Origin of the sequence: Streptomyces sp. TP-A0356 (assembly GCF_001417775.1) — a bacterium.
Lineage (GTDB): Bacteria > Actinomycetota > Actinomycetes > Streptomycetales > Streptomycetaceae > Streptomyces.
In genome coordinates, this window is record NZ_BBZJ01000017.1 from 97,213 (window position 1) to 122,623 (window position 25,411).

Sequence of the window (25,411 nt, forward strand, 5' to 3'; positions counted from 1 at the left end):
CTCCTTCCCGTTCGTCCTCCCGAGCAGGATGAACAAGACGATCAGGCGAGCTTCCGTCTTCGTGCTGCTGCTCGTGCTCGCTCTGCTGGGCAGGGCGACCTGGGTGCAGTTCTACGACGGCAAGGCGCTCGCGGACGACCAGAACAACCGACGCCGGACGATCAAGACGTACGCACAGCCGCTGGGCAACATCATCGTGTCCGGCAGCGCGATCACCGGTTCCGCGCAGACGACGAGCGGTGACCTGAAGTACAAGCGCACGTACAGGAACGGCAAGCTGTACGCGGCCGTCACGGGTTACAGCTCGCAGGTCTACGGCACGACCCAGCTGGAGGGCGTGTACCAGAACCTCCTCGACGGCACCGACAGCCGACTGAAGAACCCGTTCGGCGCCCTCACCGGTCAGCAGGCCAAGCCGGGAGACGTGGTCACGACGATCGACCCGGCCGTGCAGAAGGCGGCGTACGACGCCCTTGGCGGGAAGAAGGGCGGGGCCGTCGCGATCGACCCGACCACGGGCAGGATCCTCGCGTCCGTCTCCACCCCGTCGTACGACCCGACGACGCTCAGTGCCGGCGACAGCACCGCCTGGCAGCGGCTGACCCAGGACCCCGCCCAGCCGATGACCAACCGCGCGCTGCGCCAGCCGCTGCCGCCGGGCTCGACGTTCAAGCTGGTGGTGGCGGCGGCCGCGCTGGAGAACGGGCTGTACTCGTCGGTTGACGAGCCCACCAGGAGCCCCGACCCGTACACGCTGCCGGGCACCACCCGGACGCTGTCGAACGAGAACCCGAACGCACCTTGCGTGAACGCCCCGCTCCGTACCGCACTGCAGTACTCCTGCAACAACGTCTTCGCGAAGCTGGCCGTCGACCTCGGCCAGGACAAGGTGAAGGCGACGGCCGAGAAGTTCGGCTTCAACGACCAGGCGCAGGACGTGCCCATGCGGGCGTACCCGAGCGTGTACCCGTCGGGGATGGACCGGGCGCAGACGGCGCTGACCGGCATCGGCCAGTTCGACGTCACCGCCACCCCGCTGCAGATGGCCCTGGTGTCGGCGGCCATAGCCAACGGCGGCAGGCTCGTCTCGCCGCACATGGTGTCGCAGATCAGCGACGGCAACGGCGATGTGCTGCAGAACTACGACAAGCCCGGCTCGCGGCAGATCGTCAGCTCCTCGACCGCGGCGCAGTTGCAGTCGGCGATGCAGACGGTCGTCCAGCAGGGCACGGGTACCAACGCGCAGATACCGGGCGTCACCGTGGGCGGCAAGACGGGCACGGCCCAGCACGGGGAGAACAACAGCAAGACGCCCTACGCCTGGTTCACGTCGTACGCGAAGTCCGGCGGCAACGGCAAGGAGGTCGCCGTCGCGGTGATGGTCGAGCAGTCGGACGCGGCGCGCTCGGAGGTCAGCGGCAACGGGCTGGCCGCGCCGGTGGCGAGGGCCATGATGCAGGCGGCGCTGAAGAACTAGGCCCAGCGGGGACAACCCCACCGGGGACAACCCTGTCGGGGTTGTCCCCGGGAGCTCACTTCACCCCGAGGATCTGCTCCACCGGGTCGATCGCGAAGTACACCAGGAACAGCGCCGACACGCCCCACAGCAGCCAGTGGACCTCCTTGGCCTTGCGGAGGACCGCCTTGATGACGACGTACGACAGGAATCCGGCGCCGATGCCGTCGGTGATCGAGTACGTGAACGGCATCGCGGCGATGGTCAGGAACGCCGGGATGGCGATCTCGTACCGGTCCCAGTCGATGTGCTTGACGTGGGTCATCATCAGGAAGCCGACCGCGATCAGGGCCGGTGCGGCGGCCTGGAGCGGGACGATGGTCAGCAGCGGGCTGAGGAAGAGCGCGAGGCCGAAGAGGCCGCCGGTGACCAGATTGGCGAACCCGGTGCGGGCCCCCTCACCGACCCCGGCCGCGGACTCGATGTAGGCGGTGTTGGACGAGCCGGAGGCGACACCGCCGGCCACCGCGGCGGCGCCGTCGATGAACAGGACGCGGCCGATGCCCGGCACCTTGCCGTCCTCGTCGAGCAGTCCGGCTTCCGCGCTGATGCCGACGATGGTGCCCATGGCGTCGAAGAAGTCCGACAGGATCAGGGTGAAGACCAGCAGGACCACGGTGAGCGCCCCGGTCTTCCCGAAGGCGCCGAACAGGCTGAAGTGACCGACGAGTCCGAAGTCGGGGGTGGCCACGAGCTTGTCGGGCACCTTCGGGGTGGTCAGGCCCCAGCTCTTGACGTCGGCGGCGGCGTTGATGAGGATCGCGACCACGGTCATGGTCACGATGCTGATCAGGATCGCCCCCTTCACTCTGCGCGCGAGCAGCGCGATGGTCAGCAGCACACCCAGGCAGAACACCAGCACGGGCCAGCCGGTCAGCCGGCCGACGGCGCCCAACTGCACCGGCACGGTGGTGTTCGCCGCGTCCGGGATACGGCTGACGAACCCGGCGTCGACGAAGCCGATGAAGGCGATGAAGAGACCGATACCGACGCCGATGGCCTGCTTGAGCTGCTGCGGGATGGCGTTCATGATCGCCTCCCGTAGTCCGGTGAGGACCAGGACGCAGATCAGGATGCCCTCGATGACCACGAGGCCCATGGCGTCGGCCCAGCTCATCAGCGGGGCCAGCTGGAAGGCGACGACCGCGTTGAGGCCGAGGCCCGCGGCGATGGCGAGTGGCAGATTGCCGCCGACGCCCATGACGATCGTCATGACACAGGCCACCAGGGCGGTGGCGGTGACCAGTTGGCCCGTGTCGAGCTGGTGGCCGAACTTGTCCTTGGCGCTGCCCAGGATGATCGGATTCAGGACAAGGATGTAGGCCATGGTGAAGAACGTGGCGAAGCCGCCGCGTATCTCACGGCCGAGGGTGGAGCCCCGTTCGGAGATCCTGAAGTACCGGTCGACCCCGTTCACCGCGGGGGGAGCGGCAGTTGACCGGTCGGCCGCCTTCTGCGTGTCGGACATGGCGATACTCCTCGTTGCCTGATGAACCGGTGCGGGATGCTGGCTGGATTGTTCCCGCGGTGAACCGGTTTCAGGTTTTCTCCGTGTTACGGAATCGAGTTCGGCCTGCCATACGACGTTCGAGGACCTGTACGGACACTGCTGCGCTTCCGGATCGCGCCCGGAATGATCTCCAGAAGCGAAAGTGTCGCTGGGCCTCCTCCCGCCCGCATCGATCGACGTACCCGGTGGGCGGGGCGGGGACGGCACGCACCGGGAGACGACGATCGACCGCCTGCGGTTCGCGGCGGACGGGATCACCGAGCCGGTGGTGCCGACCCTGGAGCCGATCGGGCCCGTAAGGGACGGGCGCCCTTGCTGACCGGCCCTCTTACCGGCTAACCGACGAAGTACGTCGGGTTGGGGAGCTTGTACGTCTTGTCGGCGTAACCCCCTTCGAGGTCCGAGTACTGGTCGCCGAAGTTGGCGATGATGTCGTACCCGAGGGACTCGACGTGCTTGCGGGTGCCGGACTTGTACTGCACGGTCGTGCAGGTCCAGGTGCCCGGGGTGGCGCAGTCCTTCAGGTAGGACGGCGGGTTGGCGGCGTCCTTGAGGAACATGTGGTCGGCGTCGAGGTTGACGTCGGCGCCGGCCTTCTTCAGGTTCTGGACGGCGGCGGAGCGCTGCGACTCCTTGAGGCCGGAGTTGTAGAAGACCTCTACGCCCTTGTCCTTGGCGTACTGGACGAGAGCGGGGGTGCCGGGGACGGACGGACGGTCCGCCTTGGCCACGTACTCGGCCCAGGTGGCCGAGTTGTACGTGTAGTTGGTCCTCTTCTCGTAGTCGAGGCTGAGCAGCAGCGTGTCGTCGATGTCGAACATGACCGCGGGCTTCTCGCCGTGGTGGTGCGCCTTGCGGGCCGCCCTGTCGATGTAGCGCCTGGCGTCCGCCTCGATGCGCGCCAGGTCCTTGGCGTAGGGGCTGTCCGGGGACGCCTGGTACACGCCGTTGCTGTCGAGCGTGGTGCCGTAATAGGTGTCGATGTCCTTGACCAGGAGCCCGATGTTGTAGGGCTCGTGGGTGGAGTTCGCTGTCGACTGACCGGCGGTGGCCGCGCCGGCGCCGTACAGGACCCCACCGGCGACGGCACAGGCGGCGGCGAGGGCCGCGATGCGAAGTGGCTTATGCATGACAGGATTTCTACGCGCGTCACCACCCCGAGCGCGAGGCCCGTTGCCCGATCGAGACCTTCTCGGCCGGTACAACGGGCCGAGCGGCCCCGGCGGGGCGCCCTCAGCCCGCGTACGGGTCGGGCACCTGGCCCGGCCGGGCCAGGAACTCGAAGTCGCAGCCGGTGTCCGCCTGGGTGATCTGTGCGTTGTAGAGCACGCCGTAGCCGCGCTCGTACCGCGCGGGCGGCGGCGTCCACTGCGCCCGGCGGCGCTCCAACTCCTCGTCGTCCACGTTCAGCCGCAGGGTGCGCGCCTCGACGTCGAGCGTGATGGTGTCCCCGGTCCGTACGAGCGCCAGCGGCCCGCCGATGTACGACTCCGGCGCCACGTGCAGCACGCACGCGCCGTAACTCGTGCCGCTCATCCGGGCGTCGGAGATCCGCACCATGTCCCGCACACCCTGCTTGAGCAGGTGGTCGGGGATGGGCAGCATCCCGTACTCGGGCATGCCCGGGCCGCCCTTGGGACCGGCGCCGCGCAGCACCAGGACGCTGTCCGCGGTGATGCCCAGGCCGGGGTCGTCGATGGTCCGCTGCATCGTCCTGTAGTCGTCGAAGACGACCGCCGGGCCGGTGTGCTTGAGCAGGTGCGGCTCGGCGGTGATGTGCTTGATGACGGCGCCGTCCGGGCAGAGGTTGCCGCGCAGGACGGCGACTCCGCCCTCCCGCGCGACCGGGTTGCCGCGGGGCCGGATGACGTCGTCGTCGTGCACCCGGGCGCCCGCGATCTGCTCGCGCAGGGTGTCGTACGACACCGTCGGCCGGTCCAGGTGCAACAGGTCCGTGAGCCGGGACAGGAACCCGGGAAGGCCGCCCGCGAAATGGAAGTCCTCCATGAGGTATCGCTCGCCACCGGGGCGGACGTTGGCGAGCACGGGGACCGTCCGGGCGATGCGGTCGAAGTCGTCGAGCGTGAGCCGGACACCGGCCCGGCCGGCCATGGCGATCAGATGGATGACCGCGTTGGTCGAGCCGCCGAGCCCGAGAACCGTCAGCACCGCGTCCTCGAAGGCCTCGCGGGTGAGGATGTCGCTCAGTCTGCGGTCCCGGTGGACGAGTTCGACGATCCGCAGGCCGGACGCCGCGGCCATGCGCTCGTGCCCGGAGTCGACTGCGGGGATGCTGGACGCGCCGGGCACGGTGACGCCGAGCGCCTCGGCGGCGGCCGTCAGGGTGGACGCCGTACCCATGGTCATGCAGTGCCCCGGCGAACGGGCGAGGCCGCTCTCCAGCTCCGCCATCTCGCAGTCGCCGATGAGCCCGGCGCGCCTGTCGTCCCAGTACTTCCACATGTCGGTGCCGGAGCCGAGGACCTCGGTGCGCCAGTGGCCCGGCAGCATGGGCCCGGCGGGCACGAAGACGGTGGGCAGGTCGACGGAGGCGGCGCCCATCAGCAGTGCGGGCGTGGACTTGTCGCAGCCTCCCATCAGCACGGCCCCGTCGACCGGGTACGAGCGCAGCAGCTCCTCGGCCTCCATGGCGAGCAGGTTGCGGTAGAGCATCGGGGTCGGCTTCTGGAAGGTCTCGCTCAGCGTGGAGACCGGGAACTCCAGCGGGAAGCCACCGGCCTGCCACACGCCCCGCTTCACGGCCTGGGCGCGGTCGCGGAGGTGGACGTGGCAGGGGTTGATGTCGGACCAGGGGTTGAGGAGGGCGATGACGGGCTTGCCCAGGTGCTCCTCGGGGAGATAGCCGAGCTGGCGGGTGCGGGCCCGGTGGCTGAAGGAGCGCAGCCCGTCCGTGCCGTACCACTGGTGGCTTCTGAGCTCTTCGGGCTTCTTCATGTCGACCACCCGGCGGCGATGGCGGCGACCTCGGCGCGCTCCTCGGTCGGCAGCGGCTTGCTCGGCGGGCGTACGTCGCGGCGGCACAGCCCGAGCGAGGCGAGGGCCTCCTTGACGACGGCGACGTTGTTGGCGGAGCCGTCCGCCGCTCGCAGTTCCTCGAAGCGGCGGATCTGCTCCCAGATCTTCATGGCGGCCGGATAGTCCCCCGCTCGAAGCGCTTCGATCATGTTCAGCGAGACGGCCGGGGCGACGTTCACGAGTCCGGAGGTGAAGCCGGTGGCGCCCGCCGAGAAGTACGAGGGGGCGTACGGCTCGGCGAGTCCCGCGACCCAGGCGAAGCGCTCCAGCCCGGCGTCCCTGGCGAAGGCGGCGAAGCGGGCGGCGTCCGGGACGGCGTACTTCACGCCGATGACGTTCGGGCAGTGGTCGGCGAGCTCGGCGAGCCGGGCGCCGGGCAGCTGTGCGTTACGGATGTAGGGCACCACGCCCAGCTCGGGCACGGCCTCGGCGACGGCCCGGTGGTAGTCGACCCAGCCGCCCGCCGAGACGTAGGGATGCACGGGCTGGTGGACCATCACCATGCCGGCGCCCAGCTCACGGGCGTGCCGGGCGGAGGCGACGGCGGTGGGCACGTCGTGCCCCACACCGACGAGGATCGCGGCCCGCTCCCGGGCCTCCTGCACGGTCAACTCCGAGACGAGGCGGCGCTCTTCGGGGGTGAGGGCGTAGAACTCGCCGGTGTTGCCGCCCGGTGTCAGGGTCCTGATCCCGCCGTCGAGCAGCCGCCGCAGCAGGGCCCGGTGGGCGTCCCGGTCGATGGTGCCGTCCTCGGCGAACGGGGTCACCGGGATCGCCACCACGTCGGCCAGGGCCGCCCGCTGGTCCTCGAACGTCGTGGTCATGCCTGACCGTCCTCTCCCTGGGCGTCGGCCGCGGGGAAGGCCCGCCGCACGAACGACTCGATGTGGGCGTGCAGGGCGCCGGCCGCGCCGTCGGCATCACCCTCCAGGGCGAGCCGCAGGATCGCCCGGTGTTCGGTGGCCTCCCGCTCCCAGGAGGGATCGGCGGCCCAGGCGACAGCGGAGACGAGGGCGGCCTGGTCGCGGACGTCGTCGAGCATCCGGCCGAGCAGCGGATTGCCGCACGGCAGGTACAGGGCGCGGTGGAACTCCCGGTTGGCCAGGGCACGTTCGGCGGTGTCCGTGGCCGCGTCCGCGCGGTGCAACGCGTCGCGCGCGGCGTCCAGGGAGGCGCCGCGGCGCACCGAGCGGCGCAGCGCCTCGGGCTCCAGCAGCAGGCGCACGTCGTAGACCTCGCGTGCCATGTCCGCGTCCACCATGCGCACCGTGACGCCCTTGTACTGGCTCATCACGACGAGCCCGGTGCCGGCCAGGGTCTTGAGCGCCTCGCGGACGGGGGTCTTCGACACCCCGAACTGTGCGGCGAGTTCGGCTTCGACCAGGGCCTGACCGGGCGTCAGCTGCCCGGTGAGGATGCGGTGTTTGATCCCCTCCAGCACGAACTGTGTGCGGGAGGGGATCGGCGTCGGCACAGAGGTCATGCGCGCCTCTCGGATGTCTCGTACCGGATCTCACGTACCGGATCTCACGTATCGCGTCTCATATATGACGTATGAAGTACGACGCGACGAAGGTAGGAGCGCGCATGTGTTTCGTCAACGCTTCTGACAAAGGAAGGCGAAGTCCCTCGCGTGGAGGTGCCGCCCGCCCCGCTCCACCGCAGCCGGCTATGGCCTCCAACCGGGATCACGGCCGCTCAAGCCGACCGCGCGGTCCAGAAGCGGCGCGTCCGCCGGGACCGGCACCACCGGGCCGAAGAGACCCTGGGGGCGGTTCGGTTCGTCGGCCGCCGCCAGGAGGAAGCCGTGCGCCGCCTCGAGAGCGGCCGGGTCGGGCTCGTAGTCCTGGCCGGTGGCGCGGGCCAGGTCCCAGCCGTGGATCACCAGTTCGTCGACCGCGACGGCGCCCGCGACCGCGCCCGGCAGGGGCACGCCGCCCGCCCGGGTCTCGCCGGTCCAGGCCGCCGGGTCGCGCCAGGCCTCGGCCAGTTCGTCCAGCACCTTGGGCAGTTCCTCGCGCCAGCCGGGCCCGATGTCCGGCACCGCGGCGTTCGGGCTGGTGTCCGTGGTGACGCCGAGATCCTTGCGTCCGGCGTCCCGGAAGGCGGCCGCGAGGCCGAGCAGATGGCCCAGCATGTTGCGCACGGCGCACCCCGGACAGGGCGTCACGTCCGTGAGCTGCCCGTCGCGGACCCCGGCCGCGAGCCGGGCGACGATCAGCGTCTGCGGTCCCAGGTCGACAATCGTGTCGGTCATGTTCTCCTCCGGAGTCTTCTCTCTGGAAGGAAGACCGTCGGCGTCCGCGAAACTCATCGCCCGCACGCCTGCCACTGGGTCCGCTCAGGGGCCGTCCGTCCCGCTCAGGCGGCCGTCCGGTCCCGGACGGTCGCGGGGCGCCGCCCGCCGCGCACCAGGTCACGCAGCGAGGGCCCGCCCCGCAGACACCACAGCGCGATCACCGGGTCGCAGATCGCGCAGCCCAGGGACGAGTCGTGGAGGAAGGGGACGATGGGGCTGCCCTTGAGGTGGTGCACGACGTCCCACGCGGTGTGCAGCAGCCAGCCGATCCCGATGAAGGTCCAGGACTCCAGGCCCCGGTAGGCGACGTACGTGCAGAGCGCGGTGAACGCGAACTCCCAGCCGCCGAGGCCGCCGCCGCTGAGATAGGCGGCGCCCGCTCCGGCGACCATGACGGCGTTGAGGCGCCGCCGGTGCGGTTCGCGCAGGAGGGACATCAGGAACGCGTAGAGGGCGCCGATGACGATCGGCATGACGTACTGCATGCGGGTGCCTTCTCCTGGGGTCGTGAAGTGCGCGCGTCCGGATCACCGCGGGAACGGCTCATCACGCTAGGGCCCTTGGCCCCACGCGCCCCAGGGGCGTTAGTGACAGGTTCCAACGGATTTCCGTCCGGCGCGGCGCCCCCCGCGGCGGATCCACGGCAACCGCCTCATCCCGGCAGCCGGGCCTTGGAACCACGATGACCAGCGGGAGACGCCCGGCCCGCTGCTGGGCCGTACGGCCGCCACGGCCGGCACCCTGATGTTCGCGCCGAACGCGATCGCGCCGCTGTGTCACAGCGCCGCGAGGGCCTCCCGTACGGCCTCCAGGTCGCCGTCGGACGCCAGCCCCGCGTGATACAGCCGCAGCTCTCCGGCGCCCAGGTCCGCCGCCCCGCGCGCGTCCTGCCGCAGTGTGGCCGGGCTGCCTCCCATCCCGGAGACCACGCTGAAGTTGGCCGCGAGGACGGCACCGTCGTGTCCCCGCTCGGCGAACGGCGTCAGCAGGCCCGCGCCGCCCGTGCAGGGCACCACGACTCCGTCCGCGACGGACAGGATGTGCTCGGGGTCGACGCCGACGTTGGCGCCGCAGTGGTAGGACACCGGATCCGCGTGCAGCAGCACCTGGAAGCCGGTGGGTGCAGCCGCGCGCACCGCCGCCACCGCCGCCTCCTGGAGCGTGCGGGCGGTCGTGTCACGCCACGCGCGCGTGGCCGCCGCCAGGGTGTCGCCCAGGAGCTTCTCCACTCCCGCCCAGCCGCCGCCGGAGGGCGCACCGCGCCACACGGGCTCCAGTGCGGCCCGTACCGCCGCCGCCAGTTCCCCGGCGTCCAGGCCCTGTTCCCGGTAACCGTCCCGGCAGCTCCCGCAGAAGCACAGCGACATCAGGTACTGTCCGGCGTCCCCGAGCGCCACTCCGCCGATCTTGTCGTGCGCCTGCAGATGGGCCAGGCCGTACCAGCCGAGCGACTCCAGTTCGGTGCCGCGCGCGCCCGGCCGCACGGCCGCCTCGGCGGCGAGGTCGACGAGGTACGCGCGCGTGCCGGGCTGCGCGACGCACGGCGCCCATGGGTAGCGGTCGCCGTAGGCGTTGACCACCGAGATCTCCGGGTGCTCCTCGCCGAGGCGGGAGTTGTGCGCGAGTACGACCCAGGTGTGCACCTCCAGTCCGGCACCGGCGAGCGCCCCGGCCGCCTCGCCGAACGCGTCGCCCGGGGCCCAGCCCCCGGCCGTGCCGGGCCGCAGCGTCCGGCCCTTCCAGCGCCGGTCCGCCGGGTAGAGCACGGCCGCGTGGCCGGCCGTCACGACGCGGTGCCGCGGGTGCCGGGGCGTGAGGGCGCGCGTGGAGTGGTACGCGGAGGCCAGTGTCACCTGGTCCACGCCCAGCGCGGCGATGCGGTCCGCTGCCCGGAGATCCCCGTTGACGTCCCAGGGGTAGACGAACGCCGACGCCCTCACATGCCCTCCCGCAGCAGCGCGTGGCCGCGGTCGATGAGCTCGGCGAGCTGTTTGACGTGCTCCTCGGCCGGCTCCTGCAGCGGCGGCCGCACCTCTCCGACGTCGAGGCCGCGCAGCCGTACGCCGGCCTTGACGAGCGAGACGGCGTAGCCGCGGCCCCGGGCGCGCAGTTCGACGAACGGGCGGTAGAAGCCGTCGAGGAGCCGGTGGACGGTGGGGTCGTCGCCGCGGTCCAGCGCCCTGTGGAAGGCGAGGGCGAGCTCCGGGACGAAACAGAACACGGCGGACGAGTACAGCGTGATGCCGATGCCGCGGTAGGCGAGCTGGGTCTGCTCGGCGGTCGGCAGGCCGTTGAAGTAGAGGAAGTCGCCCGGGACCTCGCCGCGTACGGCGCTGACGATGCGCTGCATCAGGTCGAGGTCGCCGAGCCCGTCCTTGAGACCGATGACGCCGTCGGTCCGGGCCAGCTCGACCACGGTCTCGGGGGTGAACACGGCGTTGTCGCGCTGGTAGACGATGGTGGGCAGCGAGGTCGCCGCGACCAGCTCCCGGTAGTGCCGCAGCAACCCCTCCTGCCCGGCGACCACGAGGTAGGGCGGCATGGCGAGCAGCCCGTCGGCTCCCGCCCCCTCCGCGAGCCGCGCGTAGCGCACGGCGAGGGCGGTCCCGTATCCGGCGCCCGCCACGACCGGCACCCGCCCCTCGGCCGCCTCGACGGCGGCCTGTACGCAGGCCTCGAACTCCTCGGGGGCGAGCGCGTGGAACTCGCCCGTGCCGCAGCACGGGAAGACGGCGGCGGCGCCCGCCTCGACCCCCGCGCGCACGTGCGCGCGGTAGACGTCGAGGGCGATGGAGCCGTCCGGTGCGAACGCGGTCACCGGGAAGAACAGCGGCCCGCTGGGGACACTGAGTCGAGCGGCGAGAGGGGCTGACGTCACGGGCTCTCCCTTGAACAGGCGCTCACACGCGGACCGGTTCCTCACACCAGTGCACGTCTCTGATCCGCGTCCATATCTCTGAACGCGCTCACGCTAAGGGGACTCCACAAGGCAGGTCAAGCACGCAAACCGGCAACTCGGGAGCGGATTTCGCGACGCCACGCGACACTTGACGGGCCGGGCGGGCACTTCCTAGCGTGGCCACACATGTGAATGCTGTACATGAATGCGGCCTGGACTCAAGGAGACCCGAGGATGCCCGCTTCCCGCACCGTCCTGCTCACCGGCGCCGCCGGCGGCCTCGGCACCCTGATGCGGGGGCTGCTGCCGCGGTACGGCTACGAGCTGCGGCTCCTGGACCTCAGGCCGATCGAGGGCGAGCCGGACGCGATCATCGCGGACCTCGCGGACCGGGGGGCCCTGCGCGAGGCCGTGCGGGGCGTCGACGCGATCATCCACCTCGCGGGCATCTCCCTGGAGTCCACCTTCGAGAAGATCGTGAAGGCGAACATCGAGGGCACGTACAACCTGTACGAGGCCGCCCGCGAGGAGGGCGTGCGCCGGATCGTGTTCGCGTCGTCGAACCACGCGGTCGGCTTCACCCCGCGCCCCCAGGGGGACGACCCGCTGATCCCGGTCGACACCGCACGCCGCCCCGACACCTTCTACGGCCTCTCCAAGTCCTTCGGCGAGGACCTCGCCCAGCTCTACTGGGACAAGCACGGCCTGGAGACCGTCTCCGTGCGCATCGGCTCCTGCTTCCCGGAGCCGACCAGCGTCCGCATGCTCTCCGTCTGGATGAGCCCCGAGGACGGCGCCCGGCTCTTCCACGCGGCCCTGACCGCCGAGAACGTCGGGCACACCGTGGTGTACGGCTCGTCCGACAACACCCGGCTGTGGTGGGACCTGACGACCGCCCGGGCGCTCGGCTACGAGCCGCAGGACGACTCCGAGCCCTACGCCGAGAAGCTGATCGCCGAGCAGGGCGGGCTGGACCCGGACAACCCGGCTCACGCCCGCCTGGGCGGCCACTTCGTCACGGACCCGCCGATCTGGCCGTACTGACGGAACGATATTGGGGCGGGCGGGCACCGAACGGGCCCGCCCGCCCCTCGTTTCGGGCACGGAAGCTGCCCGATCCCACCGGCCGTCCCGCTCCGCCGCAGGTCCGCGACGGGCGCGCTTTCGGCCATGCGGGCCGGATCGGGCACACTCGGGCGCGCAACAGACCTGGTCAGCGCCGCACACCCGCTGTAGAACTTCCTCCATGGGCCGCATCGGGCCCGAACGGGCACAGCGCGTGAGCCGCAGGGGCGCGCCCGAGAGCACGGAAGGCGGTAGGCGACGATGACGACGAGGACCGCGGAGGACCGACAGCGTGAGATCGTCACGGCCGCCCGGCGCACGGGCTCGGTCGACGTCACCACGCTCGCCACAGAACTGGGCGTCGCCAAGGAGACCGTACGCCGCGATCTGCGCGCCCTGGAGGACCACGGCCTCATCCGCCGCACGCATGGCGGTGCCTACCCCGTGGAGAGCGCCGGCTTCGAGACGACCCTCGCCTTCCGCGCCACCAGCCAGGTACCCGAGAAGCGCCGGATCGCGGCGGCGGCGGCCGACCTGCTCGGAGACGCCGAGACCGTCTTCGTGGACGAGGGCTTCACCCCGCAGCTCATCGCCGAGGCACTTCCCCGGGACCGTCCGCTGACGGTGGTCACCGCGTCCCTGGCCTCCGCGGGCGCGCTCGCGGAGGCCGAGAACACCACGGTGCTGCTGCTGGGCGGCCGGGTACGGCCCGGCACGCTCGCGACCGTCGACCACTGGACGACGAAGATGCTGTCGGGCTTCGTCATCGACCTGGCGTTCATCGGCGCCAACGGCATCTCCCGGGAACACGGGCTGACCACGCCCGACCCCGCGGTCTGCGAGGTCAAGGCCCAGGCGATCCGGGCCTCCCGCCGCACGGTCTTCGCGGGCGTGCACACCAAGTTCGGGGCGGTGAGCTTCTGCCGGTTCGCGGAGGTCGACGCCTTGGAGGCGATCGTCACGAGCACACTGCTCCCGGCGTCCGAGGCACACCGCTACTCCTTGCAGGGCCCCCAGGTCATCCGCGTCTGACACCGCCCGGGACCGTCCGGGCACGTCCACCACCCCACCCGGTCCCCCAGGGGCACTCACACCCATGAGCGCCCCTTATCTCCCCATACGTCTACCTCCCCATACGTCTAGCCTCATACGTCTACCTCCTCATACGTCCAGGAGCGATCCATGCGCACCCACAGCCGACGGAGGCCGCGAGCCGCGCTCGCCATGGCCGCCGCAGGGACGCTGCTCGCCCCGCTTCTCTCCGGCTGCTGGGTCGGAGCGGGCGGGTCCGGTTCCGGCGGCGACTCCATCAACGTGCTGATGGTCAACAATCCGCAGATGCTGGAGCTGCAGAAGCTCACCGCGGCCCACTTCACCAAGGAGACCGGCATCAAGGTGAACTTCACCGTCCTGCCGGAGAACGACGTCCGCGACAAGATCAGCCAGGACTTCGCCAACCAGGCGGGCCAGTACGACGTCGCCACCCTGAGCAACTACGAGATACCGATCTACGCCCGCAACGGCTGGCTGCACGACATGGACTCGTACGTCGCCAAGGACGGCGCCTATGACGAACAGGACGTCCTCAAGCCGATGCGCCAGTCGCTGTCCGGGGACGACGGCAAGCTCTACGGGCAGCCGTTCTACGGCGAGTCCTCCTTCCTGATGTACCGCAAGGACGTGTTCGCCGAGAAGGGCCTGACGATGCCCGCCCATCCCACCTGGCAGCAGGTGGCCGACCTCGCCGCCCGGGTGGACGGCGCCAAGCCGGGGATGCGCGGCATCTGTCTGCGCGGTCTGCCCGGCTGGGGTGAGCTGATGGCGCCGCTCACGACGGTCGTGAACACCTTCGGCGGCACCTGGTTCGACAAGCGCTGGGAGGCGCGTCTGGACTCCCCCGAGTTCCAGAAGGCGACCAAGTTCTATGTGGACCTGGTCCGGGGGCACGGCGAGTCGGGCGCCGCGCAGTCCGGGTTCGCCGAGTGCCTCAACAACATGACCCAGGGCAAGGTCGCCATGTGGTACGACGCCACGTCCGCGGCCGGTCTCCTCGATGCGCCCGGCTCTCCGGTCAAGGGCAAGCTCGGCTACGCCCCCGCGCCGGTGGAGAAGACGCAGAACTCCGGCTGGCTCTACACCTGGGCCTGGGGCATGCAGAAGGCGTCCCGCAACCCGGACAAGGCGTGGAAGTTCGTCTCCTGGGCGTCCGGTAAGCAGTACGAGCAGCTCGTGGGCGCCACCAGCGGCTGGGCGAACGTCCCTGCGGGCAAGCGCGCCTCCACGTACGAGAACGCGGCCTACCGCAAGGAGGCGGCCTCCTTCCAGGAGATGACCCGTGAGGCCATCGAGGGCGCCCGGCCCACCGACCCCGGCGTGCAGCCGCGCCCCGCGCCCGGCATCCAGTTCGTCGGCATCCCCGAGTTCACCGACCTCGGCACCAAGGTCTCCCAGGAGATCAGCGCGGCCATCGCCGGACGCCAGTCCGTCGACGCGGCCCTGAACAAGTCCCAGAAGCTCGCCGAGCAGATCTCCAAGGAGTACGAGGGACGATGACCGCCACGACGACGGCCCCCGTGGCCGCGACTCCCGTACGCACCACGCACCGGTCCTCGGACCGCCTGCGCTCCTGGGCCACCCGGGCCCCCCTCCTGCCCGCACTGGTCTTCATGATCGCCGTGACCCAGCTGCCGTTCGTGGCCACGCTGGTGATCTCGTTCTTCCACTGGAACGCCCTGTACCCGAAGGCCCGTCGCTTCACCGGCGTCGACAACTACCACCAGGTCCTCACCGACCCCGACCTGCGCCACTCGGTGTGGACGACGGTCCTGCTGACGGTCGCGGTGGTCCTGGTCAGCCTGGTCCTCGGGCTGGCCCTCGCGCTCCTGCTGGACCGCCCCTTCCGTGGCCGGGGCCTGGTCCGCACGCTGCTGATCGCCCCCTTCCTGGTGGTCCCCGTCGCCGGGGCCCTGCTGTGGAAGCATGTGCTGTACAACCCCGAATACGGCCTGTTCAACGGGCTGCTGCACTATGTGGGCGGCCCCCAGCCCGATTGGATCTCGAACACCCCGCTGCTCGCGGTCGAGGCCTCCCTGGTCTGGCAGTGGACGCCGTTCATGATGCTGATCCTGCTGGCGGGCCTGCAGAGCCGCGACCACCAGCAGATCGAGGCCGCGCGGGTGGACGGCGCGAGCGACTGGCAGATCTTCCGCCACCTCACGCTCCCGCATCTGCGCCGCTACCTCGAACTCGGCGCCCTGCTGGGCTCGATCTACATCGTCCAGAACTTCGACGCGGTGTTCACGCTCACCTCGGGCGGTCTCGGCACCGCGAACCTCCCTTACACCGTCTACCAGAGCTTCTACCAGGCGCACGAGAACGGCCTCGCCTCGGCGGCCGGCGTCCTGGTCGTCATCGGCTCGATCGTCATCGCGACCTTCGCCCTGCGCGTGGTGTCGTCCCTGTTCCGCGAGGAGGTGTCCCGCGCATGAGCTCCGTCGCCGTACGCATCCGCAACCGCCGCGGAGTGGGACTGGGTCTGCTGGCCTGGCTGGTCGGTCTGCTGTTCTTCCTGCCCATCGCCTGGATGGCCCTGACGTCGTTCCACTCGGAGACGGACGCGGCGACCAACCCCCCGTCCTTCGGGGCCGCCCTGACGCTGGGCGGCTACCGTGACTTCTTCGGCGTGGGCGGCGGCGCGAGCCCCTGGCCGGCGCTGATCAACTCGACGGTGGCGTCGGTGGTCTCGACGCTGTGCGTGCTGCTGCTGGCCCTTCCGGCGGCGTACGCGCTCTCCATCCGCCCGGTGAAGAAGTGGACGGACGTCCTGTTCTTCTTCCTGTCCACGAAGATGCTGCCCGTCGTGGCCGGTCTGCTGCCGATCTACCTGTTCGCGAAGAACGCCGGGATGCTGGACAACATCTGGCTGCTGGTCATCCTCTACACCTCCATGAACCTGCCGATCGCGGTGTGGATGATGCAGTCCTTCCTCGCCGAGGTCCCGGTGGCGGTGATCGAGGCGGCGCAACTCGACGGCGCCCGGCTGCCGACGGTCCTCGCACGGGTGGTCGCCCCCATCGCGCTGCCCGGCATCGCCGCGACGGCCCTGATCTGCTTCATCTTCAGCTGGAACGAACTGCTCTTCGCCCGGGTGCTGACGGGCGTGGTCGCGGAGACCGCGCCCGTCTTCCTCACCGGCTTCATCACCAGCCAGGGCCTGTTCCTGGCGAAGGTGTGCGCCGCGTCGCTCGTCATCTCCCTGCCGGTGCTCGCCGCGGGGTTCGCCGCCCAGGACAAGCTGGTCCAGGGCCTGTCGTTGGGAGCCGTGAAATGAAGGCCGCCGTCATCGAGTCCGTGGGCCGGGCCGTCGTCTCGGAGGTCCCGGACCCGACGCCCGGACCCCGTGAGGTCGTCGTGGAGGTCGCGGCCTGCGGTCTGTGCGGTACGGATCTGCACATCCTCCAGGGCGAGTTCGCGCCCAAGCTGCCGATCGTGCCGGGGCACGAGTTCGCGGGCGAGGTGGTCGGGGTGGGCACCCAGGTCACCGAGCTGTCGGTCGGCGACCGGGTGGCCGTGGACCCGTCGCTGTACTGCTACGAGTGCCGATACTGCCGTACCGGCCACAACAACCTCTGTGAGCGGTGGGCCGCGATCGGGGTGACCACGGCCGGCGGGGCGGCGCAGTTCGCGGTGGCGCCGGTGGCGAACTGCGTGAAGCTTCCTGAGCACGTCCGCACCGAGGACGCGGCGCTGATCGAACCGCTGTCCTGCGCCGTACGCGGCTACGACGTGCTGAAGTCCCAGCTCGGCGCGCATGTCCTGATCTACGGCTCCGGAACGATGGGCCTGATGATGCTGGAGCTGGCGAAGCGGACGGGCGCGGCGAGCGTGGAGGTGGTGGACGTGAACCCGGCGCGCCTGGAGACCGCGCGGCGGCTGGGCGTGGCCGGGTCCGCGGCGAACGCGGACGAACTGGACCGCCCGCAGGGCTGGGACCTGGTGGTGGACGCCACGGGCAACGCGGCGGCGATCCAGGACGGCCTCGGACGGGTCGCGAAGGCGGGCACCTTCCTGCAGTTCGGCGTGGCGGACTACGCGACGCGGGTCACGATCGACCCGTATCGGATCTACAACCAGGAGATCACGATCACCGGTTCGATGGCGGTCCTGCACAGCTTCGAACGCGCGGCGGAGCTGTTCGCGACGGGCGTGCTGGATCCGGCGGTCTTCATCAGCGACCGCCTGCCGCTGACGGACTACCCGCGGGCGCTGGAGCAGTTCGCGGCGGGTGTGGGAAGGAAGATCGTCGTAGTGCCTTAGAGCTCTAAGGGTCTGTGCGGGGTTGGGATCACTGGATCAGGGCCCTTCTGACGGGGGCGCCGCACTCGATTGCCAGGTAAGGGAACGGTAAAGCGCCCCCGCTCGTTAGCCTCCACATGACAGCTATGACCCCTGGCTCGAACATCCCCCTCGGAGCCACCCGCGTGACGGTCGACGTCGCCGCACCGGTGCGGCTCGACGTGTCGGCCCTGCTGCTCACCGCCGACGGCAAGGTGCGCTCCGACGACGACTTCATCTTCTACAACCAGCCCATGGGCCCGGGCGTCACCTACCGCTCCGGCGGCGGAACGAACCCCGACTCGATCACGGTCGACACCACGGCCGTCCCTCCGGGCATCGAGAAGATCGTCGTCACGGCCAGCCCCGACGCCGCGGGCCAGACCTTCCAGGGCATCGAGCCGACGGCCACCATCCGAAACGCGGACGACAACGGCATCCTGGCCACGTTCACTCCCCCGCAGCTCGGCACCGAGACGGCTCTGGTGGTCGTGGAGATCTACCTGCGAAACGGCGCGTGGAAGGCGCGCGCCGTCGGCCAGGGGTATGCGAACGGTCTGGCGGGCATCGCCACCGACTTCGGCGTCACGGTCGAGGAGCCGGCCGCGACCGCGCAGCCCGTCGCCGCGCCACCGCCTCCGGCGCAGCCCCCGGCCGCCGCCTCCCCGGCCGCCCCCTCCCCGGCCGCTCCCCCGGCGCCCGCCATGCCTCCCGCCCCGGCACCCGGCGCCGGGAAGATCAACCTCGACAAGGGCCGGGTCAGTCTTCAGAAGAACCAGACCGTCTCCCTGGTCAAGGGCGGCCGCCCGCTGCTCTCCCGGGTCAGGATGGGCCTCGGCTGGGAACCCGCCTTCCACGGCAAGGACATCGACCTGGACGCGTCCGTCATCGCGTACGGCCCGCAGCGCAACCACATCGACAGCTGCTACTTCGGCAAGCTCACCATCCTGAACGGCGCGATCAAGCACTCGGGCGACAACCTCACGGGTGAGGGCGCGGGCGACGACGAGGTCATCACGGTGGACCTCGGACGGCTTCCGCAGGAGGTAACGGGCCTGGTCTTCACCGTGAACTCCTTCTCCGGCCAGAAGTTCACGGAGGTCGCCAAGGCGTACTGCCGCCTGGTGGACGCCGCGACCGACCAGGAACTGGTGCGCTTCGACCTCACGCACGCGGAGCCGCAGACGGGCGTCATGATGGCCAAGCTCGTCCGGCAGTTCTCCGGAGAGTGGGACATGACCGCGATGGGCGACTTCGCGCAGTCCCGCACGGTCAGGGGGATGGTGAAGCCGGCCGCCGAAGCGCTGTAGGCGGTCGTACGGCACCTGCGGGTCGCTGGGGACCCGCAGGTGCGGGGCCGGCGCCCTACGGCCGCAAGCCCTCCGTCAGCAGGGACAGATAGCGGCGCAGGTGCTTGCCCTGGCCGTTCGCCAGCTCCGAGGCCGTGGCCACCCCGTGTGCCAGCCGCAGGATCTCGATCGGCTCGACGTCCGCCCTCAGGGTCCCCTCCTGCTGGGCCGCCTCCACGAGGCGTGTCGCCGCCCCCTTCATCGAGGTGCCGCAGGCCGTGACCGCGGCGGAACTGCCGTCCGTGACGGCCGACCCCAGCAAGGCCTTCAGACCGCGCACCTGGATCGTGCCGACGCAGAGCTCGTTCAGCCACTCCACCAGCGCCTCGCCCGGCGGCAGTTCCTCTGCGAGCTCGTCGGCCCGAGCGGCGATCTCCTCGATCCGGTCGACGTACGCCGCCTCCAACAGGGCCTGACGCGTGGGGAAATGCCGGTACAGCGTGCCGGATCCGACCCCTGCCCGCTTCGCGATGTCATCGAGCGACGCGTTCTCCCCATGCTCGGCGAAGGCGACGGCCGCCGCCTTGAGCAACCGCTCGTAGTTGCGCCGGGCGTCCGCGCGCATGGGCTTGACCTGCGACATCCGGATACTCCTTGCGAACCGGGGACCCTCCCGGCACCTTATCGAGCATCGAGTGGAGACAGTCCCCGGTCACCTCGGCCATCCCCGTGGGCCGCGCTCGCGCCGCCCACGCACCGTTCCTCCACGCCGCCCGCACCATCCGTCCGGGGACACCTAGTGCTGCGACCGGAAAGGTTCACCGGCTCGCGACGCCCGGCACGGCACCTCGCCGCGTTGTCGCATCGCCCGAGTACATCCAGTACGCGGGCGACGCTCCGCCTTGCGATGCACCGCACCGGACGCCGCGAGCTTCCCGGCAAACCTTTCCGGCCACAGCACTAGAAGAGCGCACTGTACGCGTTCAGCGCGGGCTGCCCGCCCAGGTGTGCGTAGAGGACCGTGGAGTCCCGGCGGATCTCCCCGCGCGCGACCAGGTCGACGAGCCCGGCCATCGACTTCCCCTCGTACACGGGGTCGGTGACCATCCCCTCGGTACGGGCCGCCAGCCGCATCGCCTCCAGCGTGGCCTCGTCCGGGATGCCGTACGTGCCCGCGTGGTACCTCTCGTCCAGCTCGACGTCCGCCTCCGTCAGCTCCTTGCGTACACCGATGAGCTGCCCGGTGTTGCGGGCGATCCGGGCGATCTGCTCCCGGGTGCGGGCGGGCTCCGCCGACGCGTCGATGCCGATCACCCGGCGCGGGCGCCCGCCCGCCTCCTCGAACGCACGGAAACCCGCGACCATCCCGGCCTGGGTGGAACCGGTCACGGAACACACGACCACGGTGTCGAAGAAGACGCCCGACTCCCGCTCCTGCTCGACGACTTCATACGCCCAGTTGGCGAACCCGAGGCCGCCGAGCGGGTGGTCGGAGGCGCCGGCGGGGATGGCGTACGGCGTGCCGCCCGCCTCCTCGACCTCCCGCAGCGCCTGCTCCCAGCTCTCCTTGAAGCCGATCCCGAACCCGGCCCTGACCAGCCGTACGTCCGCCCCGGCAAGCCGGCTGACGAGGATGTTGCCGACCTTGTCGTACACGGAGTCGGGCCATTCCACCCAACTCTCCTGAAGGAGAACGCACTTCAGACCCACGCGGGCGGCGACGGCGGCGACCTGACGCGTGTGGTTGGACTGCACCCCGCCGATCGAGACGAGCGTGTCACAGCCCTTCGCGAGCGCGTCCGCGACCAGGTACTCCAGCTTGCGCGTCTTGTTCCCGCCGTACGCGATACCGGAGTTGCAGTCCTCCCGCTTGGCCCACAGCGAGGCACCGCCGAGGTGCTCGGTGAGCCGCTCCAGAGGGTGGACGGGCGAGGGCCCGAAGAGCAGGGGGTAACGCTCGTACGAGGCAAGGGCCATGGGAACCTCCCGGTCAGTGGGCGTCTTCGTCGGCGAGCTCCTCCAGGCCCCGCCAGATCCGAGCGGTGACGCGGACCGCCTCGTCCACGTCACCGTCGGCGCAGGCCTCGATCAGCCGCTCGTGCAGCCCGGCCGAACGGCAGGTGCCGCCCTCGCCGAAGCGTCGCCGCTCCAGACGGCGGATGAGCGGCGTGTAGCGGGCGATGGTCGCGGCGGCCGCCCGATTGCCGTCGGCCCGCACGAGAACGCCATGCAGCTCGTCGTCGGCGGCCAGGGCCACGTCGACGTCACCGGTGCGCACGGCGGCGGCGAACCGCTCGTTGGCCGCGCGCATCGCGTCGACGTCCACGCCGCGCAGCCGGGGCACCGCGACCCTCGTGATCAACTCGTGCATGGCGCCGACGACGGCCGCGGCGTCGCGTACGTCGGCGGCCACGACCGGAGTCACCCGGGTGTGGCTCTGCGGCTTGCTCTCCAGGAGCCCCTCGTCCACGAGCCGCGAGAAGGCCTCGCGCACGGGTGCCCGGGAAAGCCCCAGCCGCTCCGCGAGCTCGGTGTCCCGCACCACCGTGCCGGGTTCGATCTCGCCGGCCACGATGGCGTCCCGGATCGCTTCGTACGCGCGGTCCCGCAGCAGGGTGCGGCGCACGGGTCGGATGGCCTCCACGAACTGAAATGTTAGATATCAGGAGCACGTCCGGACAAGAGGCGCGCGAAGGAGGAGCGCGGACAGGGGCCCGCACCTGGGGCGCCCAGACACGGACATCAGCGGGGCGGCGGTCACTCGCGCGGCCCGTCAGGCGGCTGGAGCGCCTCCATCCTCACCGCACGCGCGCCCGATCCAGGCGGGTCGCCGCCCCGGTCGCCGTCAACCCCCTTGCTGGGAACGGGCCTTGAACGCCGCCTTCCGGGCTTCCTTCGCCACCTTCTTGTCCGGGTGCAGACGACCCATCGCCTCCAGGACCTCCGCAGTGGCCGGGTGGTCCACGCGCCATGCCGTCGCGAAGAAGCCGCTGTGCTGTGCCGCCAGGCCCTCCACCAGGCCCTGCAGCTCCGCCGAGTTGCCCTCGGCAGCCAGTTGCGCGGCCACCGTGTCGATGGTCAGCCAGAAGACCATCGACTCCGGCGGCGCGGGCACCTCCGCCGCCCCCCGCTCGGTGAGCCAGACCCGCGCCAGGCCGCCCAGTTCCGCGTCGTCGAGGACCTCCCGCAGCGCCGGCTCCGCCTCCGCCCCGACCAGGGACAGCGCCTGCTGACAGCGCAGCCGGCGCAGCGGCGCCCCGGCGTCCGAGCCGCCCGCCGCTGCGAGCAACTCCCGTGCCGCGGTGAGCGGTTCACGACGGGCCAGCCACTGCTCCGTCTCGGCCTGCGCCGCCGCCGGCCCGAACGCGGACGTTCCGTCGAGCAGCGCGTCCGCGCCCTTGTCCGCGAGTTCCCCCACCGCGGGCACGGTCATCCCGGCCTCCATCAGCCTCGTACGCATTCCGTAGAGGCCGAGGGGGGTCAGCCGCACCATCCCGTACCGGCTGACATCCGTCTCGTCGACGGACGCCGCGGGCTCCTCGTCGGTGTCGGCCAGCAACGCCTCGTCGACCGGCTGGAAGTCGACGAGCCCGATGGGTTCGAGGATCCGGAACTGGTCGTCGAGCCGCATCATGGCGTCCGACACCTCTTCCAGAACGTCGTTGGTGGGTTCGCCCATGCCGTCGGGCACGATCATGGACGCGGCGAGCGCGGGCAGCGGCACCGGGTTGCCACCGGGCCCTTCCTCACTGACCGTCAGCAGATAGAGGTTGCCGAGCACCCCGTCGAGGAACTCGGCCTCCACCTCCGGGTCCCAGTCGAGGGAGGAGAAGTCGATCCCGCCGTCCTCGTCCGCAGCGCTCACGGCGTCGACGAGGTCGTCGAGGTCGGGCACGCTCGCGTCGGCGAGCACGGCCTCCAGCGCCGCGCGCCACACGTCGAGCACGTCGTGGGGGCTGCCGGAGGTGAGCAGCGCGAGGTCGGCACCCGTGGTGACCGTGCCCTCCTCCTCGTCGACGACCTCGACGAGGCCGACGTCGACGGCGACCCGCCAGGCCTCGCCGACGCTGGCGGCGGCGTCCTCGCCGGTCAGTCCGAGGGCCTCCGCCGCGGCGGGCAGTTGCTCCTCGACCAGCTCGCCCCCGGCGCCCACACGGGTGCCGGGGCCGGCCCAGCGGGCGAGCCGGGCGGCGCGGGAGAGCAACGGTGTGGCGAGCGCGTCCCGCGCGAGCTCCGCTTCGGAGGGCAGCCGAACCGGCGGCAAGGGGGAGCTGTCTGACATCGGCTGGGTCTCCTTGGGACGTACGTAGTGACCGAGGGGGGCGCCCCGAAACACACGCTCAGCCTAGACGGATTTCCACCCATGCCGCCCGGTTCATCTCCTCGCCAGGAGGTGTACATGGCCGAAACCTTGACAACTGGCCTGAGAACACAGGAGATTGACGCGCGTAGAAGTCGGCGGACACCTGTTCACCGACGTCCACCGAAGTCCAAGGACGGTCACCGAGGTCCACCGCCTTCTACGCGCGTCGCCACCGCCCCGCCGGTCGCGGCTCCACGGTCCCACGCTCCACCCTCGTCCCGGCGCCCACGTATGTCCCCGGAGGGATTCCGTTGCCGAGCAAGTCTTCCGCGCGCCTCGCCGCGCTCACCGTCGCCGCCGTCTGCACCACCGTGTCCGGAGTGGTGATCACCACGCCGGCGCACGCGGACACCGTGCGCATCCACGACATCCAGGGCACCACCCGCACATCCCCGCTCGCGGGCCAGAAGGTCTCGGACGTGGCCGGAATCGTCACGGGCGTGCGGACGTACGGCTCGTCGAGAGGGTTCTGGATGCAGGACCCGACCCCGGACGACAACCCGGCCACCAGTGAGGGCGTCTTCGTCTTCACGAGCTCCACTCCGAAGGTCGCCGTCGGCGACTCGGTCACGGTGACGGGCACGGTCTCGGAGTACGTCCCCGGCGGAACCACCTCCGGCAACCAGTCGGTCACGGAGATCACCAAGCCGACGGTGACGGTGCTCTCGAGCGGCAACGCCGTCCCGGCGCCCGTCGTCATCGACGCGGCGTCCGTACCGGCCGCGTACGCCCCGGCGGGCGACACGGCGGCGAACGGCTCGATCAACGGCCTGACCCTCGAACCCGCGAAGTACGCCCTCGACTACTACGAGTCGCTGGAGGGCATGAACGTCCAGGTCGCCGATGCCCGTGTGGTCACCGCCACCGACCCGTACAGCGAGCTGTGGGTCACGCTGAAGCCGCATGAGCACGCCAACCGCCGCGGTGGCACGGTCTACGGCTCGTACGCTTCCCAGAACACCGGTCGGCTGCAGATCCAGTCGCTCGGCCCGGCCGGGGACTTCCCGGCCGCGAACGTCGGCGACACGCTCACCGGAACGACCACCGGCCCGCTGGACTACACCCAGTTCGGCGGCTACACCCTCGTGGCGAGCAAGCTCGGCACTCTCGAGAGCGGCGGTCTGCAGCGGGAGACCACCCGCAAGCAGGCGCGTGGCGAGCTGGCCGTGGCGACGTACAACGTGCAGAACCTGGACCCGTCCGACACCACCTTCGCGGCCCATGCCTCCGCGATCGTGAACAACCTGCAGTCGCCCGACATCGTGTCCCTGGAGGAGATCCAGGACAACAACGGCGCCACGGACGACGGCACGGTCGACGCCAGTCAGACGGTGAACAAGCTGATCGACGCGATCGTCGCGGCGGGCGGCCCGAAGTACGACTGGCGCTCGATCAACCCGGTCAACGACCAGGACGGCGGCCAGCCGGGCGGCAACATCCGCCAGGTCTTCCTCTTCAACCCCGAGCGGGTCTCCTTCACCGACCGCCCGGGCGGCGACTCCACGACCGCGGTCGGTGTCACCAAGGTGCACGGCAAGGCGCAGCTGACGGTCTCCCCCGGCCGTGTCGACCCGGCGAGCGACGCGTGGAAGAGCAGCCGCAAGCCGCTCGCCGGCGAGTTCGTCTTCCACGGCAGGACGGTCTTCGTGATCGCCAACCACCTGAACTCGAAGGGGGGCGACCAGTCGCTGCACGCGCAGTACCAGCCGCCGACGCGCAGCTCGGAGATCCAGCGCCACCTTCAGGCCACCGAGGTGCACGCCTTCGTCAAGGACATCCTGGACACGCAGAAGAACGCCGAGGTCGTCGCGCTCGGCGACATGAACGACTTCCAGTTCTCCGACACCACGAAGATCCTGGAGGGCGACGGCGAGCTGTGGTCGGCGATCAAGTCGCTGCCGAAGAGTGAGCGCTACACGTACGACTACCAGGGCAACAGCCAGGTCCTCGACCAGATCCTGGTCAGCCCGTCCATCCGCCGCGGCTGCGGCCTCGACTACGACAGCGTGCACATCAACTCGGAGTTCCACGACCAGATCAGCGACCACGACCCGCAGGTGCTGCGGTTCCGGCCGTAATCCCGGCATCCGGCGCACGGCG

23 protein-coding genes are annotated in these 25,411 nt (G+C 70.7%); 10 read left to right on the forward strand and 13 right to left on the reverse strand.

Annotated elements, in window-relative coordinates; translation table 11 throughout:
• The first annotated feature begins 28 nt into the window (after window positions 1–28).
• A complete protein-coding gene (locus ASC56_RS13530) occupies window positions 29–1,477 on the forward strand; it encodes a penicillin-binding protein 2 (RefSeq protein ID WP_055491920.1) in 1,449 nt (482 codons plus the stop codon).
• 55 nt (window positions 1,478–1,532) lie between these two features.
• Here ASC56_RS13530 and ASC56_RS13535 read toward each other — a convergent pair whose 3' ends face one another.
• Window positions 1,533–2,984, reverse strand: a complete 1,452-nt coding sequence (locus tag ASC56_RS13535; protein ID WP_055491611.1) for an NCS2 family permease — start codon at window positions 2,982–2,984, stop codon at window positions 1,533–1,535.
• Window positions 2,985–3,168: 184 nt separating this feature from the next.
• On the opposite strand from ASC56_RS13535, the gene ASC56_RS40585 reads away from it, so the two are divergent.
• On the forward strand, window positions 3,169–3,345 hold the full coding sequence (locus tag ASC56_RS40585; protein WP_159039642.1) for a hypothetical protein: 177 nt from the start codon (window positions 3,169–3,171) through the stop codon (window positions 3,343–3,345).
• A 16-nt stretch (window positions 3,346–3,361) separates the two neighbouring features.
• On the opposite strand, the gene ASC56_RS13540 is transcribed toward ASC56_RS40585, so the two are convergent.
• The 8 genes from ASC56_RS13540 to ASC56_RS13575 all read right to left on the reverse strand — a co-directional run bounded on the left by ASC56_RS13540 (window position 3,362) and on the right by ASC56_RS13575 (window position 11,239).
• Window positions 3,362–4,156 carry an HAD family acid phosphatase gene (locus ASC56_RS13540; RefSeq protein ID WP_055491612.1) on the reverse strand — a complete coding sequence of 265 codons (795 nt, stop codon included), beginning with the start codon at window positions 4,154–4,156 and terminating at the stop codon, window positions 3,362–3,364.
• Window positions 4,157–4,259: 103 nt separating this feature from the next.
• On the reverse strand, window positions 4,260–5,981 hold the full coding sequence (araD, locus tag ASC56_RS13545; protein ID WP_055491921.1) for an L-arabinonate dehydratase: 1,722 nt from the start codon (window positions 5,979–5,981) through the stop codon (window positions 4,260–4,262).
• Window positions 5,978–6,886 (reverse strand): dihydrodipicolinate synthase family protein, encoded by a 909-nt coding sequence (locus ASC56_RS13550; RefSeq protein ID WP_055491613.1) that lies wholly within the window; start codon window positions 6,884–6,886, stop codon window positions 5,978–5,980. Before ASC56_RS13550 ends, araD begins: the two co-directional genes overlap by 4 nt.
• Complete coding sequence (locus ASC56_RS13555; protein WP_079102488.1) at window positions 6,883–7,545, reverse strand: GntR family transcriptional regulator; 663 nt, start codon at window positions 7,543–7,545, stop codon at window positions 6,883–6,885. Before ASC56_RS13555 ends, ASC56_RS13550 begins: the two co-directional genes overlap by 4 nt.
• A 186-nt stretch (window positions 7,546–7,731) precedes the next feature.
• Window positions 7,732–8,319: a TIGR03086 family metal-binding protein gene (locus ASC56_RS13560; RefSeq protein ID WP_055491615.1), complete on the reverse strand. Its 588-nt coding sequence runs from the start codon at window positions 8,317–8,319 to the stop codon at window positions 7,732–7,734.
• A 104-nt stretch (window positions 8,320–8,423) separates the two neighbouring features.
• Complete coding sequence (locus tag ASC56_RS13565; RefSeq protein ID WP_055491616.1) at window positions 8,424–8,846, reverse strand: DUF6010 family protein; 423 nt, start codon at window positions 8,844–8,846, stop codon at window positions 8,424–8,426.
• 291 nt (window positions 8,847–9,137) lie between these two features.
• On the reverse strand, window positions 9,138–10,301 hold the full coding sequence (locus ASC56_RS13570; protein ID WP_055491617.1) for a hypothetical protein: 1,164 nt from the start codon (window positions 10,299–10,301) through the stop codon (window positions 9,138–9,140).
• On the reverse strand, window positions 10,298–11,239 hold the full coding sequence (locus ASC56_RS13575) for a 5-dehydro-4-deoxyglucarate dehydratase (protein WP_055491618.1): 942 nt from the start codon (window positions 11,237–11,239) through the stop codon (window positions 10,298–10,300). Before ASC56_RS13575 ends, ASC56_RS13570 begins: the two co-directional genes overlap by 4 nt.
• A gap of 255 nt (window positions 11,240–11,494) precedes the next feature.
• Between ASC56_RS13575 and ASC56_RS13580 the strand changes: the two genes are divergently transcribed.
• The 7 genes from ASC56_RS13580 to ASC56_RS13610 all read left to right on the forward strand — a co-directional run bounded on the left by ASC56_RS13580 (window position 11,495) and on the right by ASC56_RS13610 (window position 18,969).
• Window positions 11,495–12,304, forward strand: coding sequence for an NAD(P)-dependent oxidoreductase (locus ASC56_RS13580; RefSeq protein WP_055491619.1), 810 nt, complete (start codon window positions 11,495–11,497; stop codon window positions 12,302–12,304).
• Window positions 12,305–12,586: 282 nt separating this feature from the next.
• Window positions 12,587–13,357, forward strand: coding sequence for a DeoR/GlpR family DNA-binding transcription regulator (locus ASC56_RS13585; RefSeq protein WP_055491620.1), 771 nt, complete (start codon window positions 12,587–12,589; stop codon window positions 13,355–13,357).
• A gap of 150 nt (window positions 13,358–13,507) precedes the next feature.
• A complete protein-coding gene (locus tag ASC56_RS13590; protein WP_055491621.1) occupies window positions 13,508–14,878 on the forward strand; it encodes a sugar ABC transporter substrate-binding protein in 1,371 nt (456 codons plus the stop codon).
• A complete protein-coding gene (locus ASC56_RS13595) occupies window positions 14,875–15,813 on the forward strand; it encodes a carbohydrate ABC transporter permease (protein WP_055491622.1) in 939 nt (312 codons plus the stop codon). Before ASC56_RS13590 ends, ASC56_RS13595 begins: the two co-directional genes overlap by 4 nt.
• The gene (locus tag ASC56_RS13600; protein WP_055491623.1) at window positions 15,810–16,655 is read left to right on the forward strand and encodes a carbohydrate ABC transporter permease; all 846 of its coding nucleotides are present in this window, start codon (window positions 15,810–15,812) and stop codon (window positions 16,653–16,655) included. The genes ASC56_RS13595 and ASC56_RS13600 overlap by 4 nt, the downstream gene beginning before the upstream one ends.
• A complete protein-coding gene (locus tag ASC56_RS13605) occupies window positions 16,652–17,641 on the forward strand; it encodes a zinc-dependent alcohol dehydrogenase family protein (protein WP_055491624.1) in 990 nt (329 codons plus the stop codon). The genes ASC56_RS13600 and ASC56_RS13605 overlap by 4 nt, the downstream gene beginning before the upstream one ends.
• Before the next feature lie 125 nt (window positions 17,642–17,766).
• Complete coding sequence (locus tag ASC56_RS13610) at window positions 17,767–18,969, forward strand: TerD family protein (RefSeq protein ID WP_107309248.1); 1,203 nt, start codon at window positions 17,767–17,769, stop codon at window positions 18,967–18,969.
• Between the two features lie 55 nt (window positions 18,970–19,024).
• Here the strand turns inward: ASC56_RS13610 and ASC56_RS13615 are convergent, their stop codons facing one another.
• The 4 genes from ASC56_RS13615 to ASC56_RS13630 all read right to left on the reverse strand — a co-directional run bounded on the left by ASC56_RS13615 (window position 19,025) and on the right by ASC56_RS13630 (window position 23,230).
• Window positions 19,025–19,591 carry a TetR/AcrR family transcriptional regulator gene (locus ASC56_RS13615; protein WP_055491626.1) on the reverse strand — a complete coding sequence of 189 codons (567 nt, stop codon included), beginning with the start codon at window positions 19,589–19,591 and terminating at the stop codon, window positions 19,025–19,027.
• A gap of 317 nt (window positions 19,592–19,908) precedes the next feature.
• Window positions 19,909–20,925: a 1-aminocyclopropane-1-carboxylate deaminase gene (locus ASC56_RS13620; RefSeq protein WP_055491627.1), complete on the reverse strand. Its 1,017-nt coding sequence runs from the start codon at window positions 20,923–20,925 to the stop codon at window positions 19,909–19,911.
• Between the two features lie 13 nt (window positions 20,926–20,938).
• On the reverse strand, window positions 20,939–21,592 hold the full coding sequence (locus ASC56_RS13625; protein WP_055491628.1) for a GntR family transcriptional regulator: 654 nt from the start codon (window positions 21,590–21,592) through the stop codon (window positions 20,939–20,941).
• 201 nt (window positions 21,593–21,793) lie between these two features.
• Complete coding sequence (locus ASC56_RS13630) at window positions 21,794–23,230, reverse strand: hypothetical protein (RefSeq protein ID WP_055491629.1); 1,437 nt, start codon at window positions 23,228–23,230, stop codon at window positions 21,794–21,796.
• A gap of 332 nt (window positions 23,231–23,562) precedes the next feature.
• Here ASC56_RS13630 and ASC56_RS13635 point away from each other — a divergent pair, with 332 nt between their 5' ends.
• The gene (locus ASC56_RS13635) at window positions 23,563–25,389 is read left to right on the forward strand and encodes an endonuclease/exonuclease/phosphatase family protein (protein WP_055491630.1); all 1,827 of its coding nucleotides are present in this window, start codon (window positions 23,563–23,565) and stop codon (window positions 25,387–25,389) included.
• The last annotated feature ends 22 nt before the right edge of the window (window positions 25,390–25,411 follow it).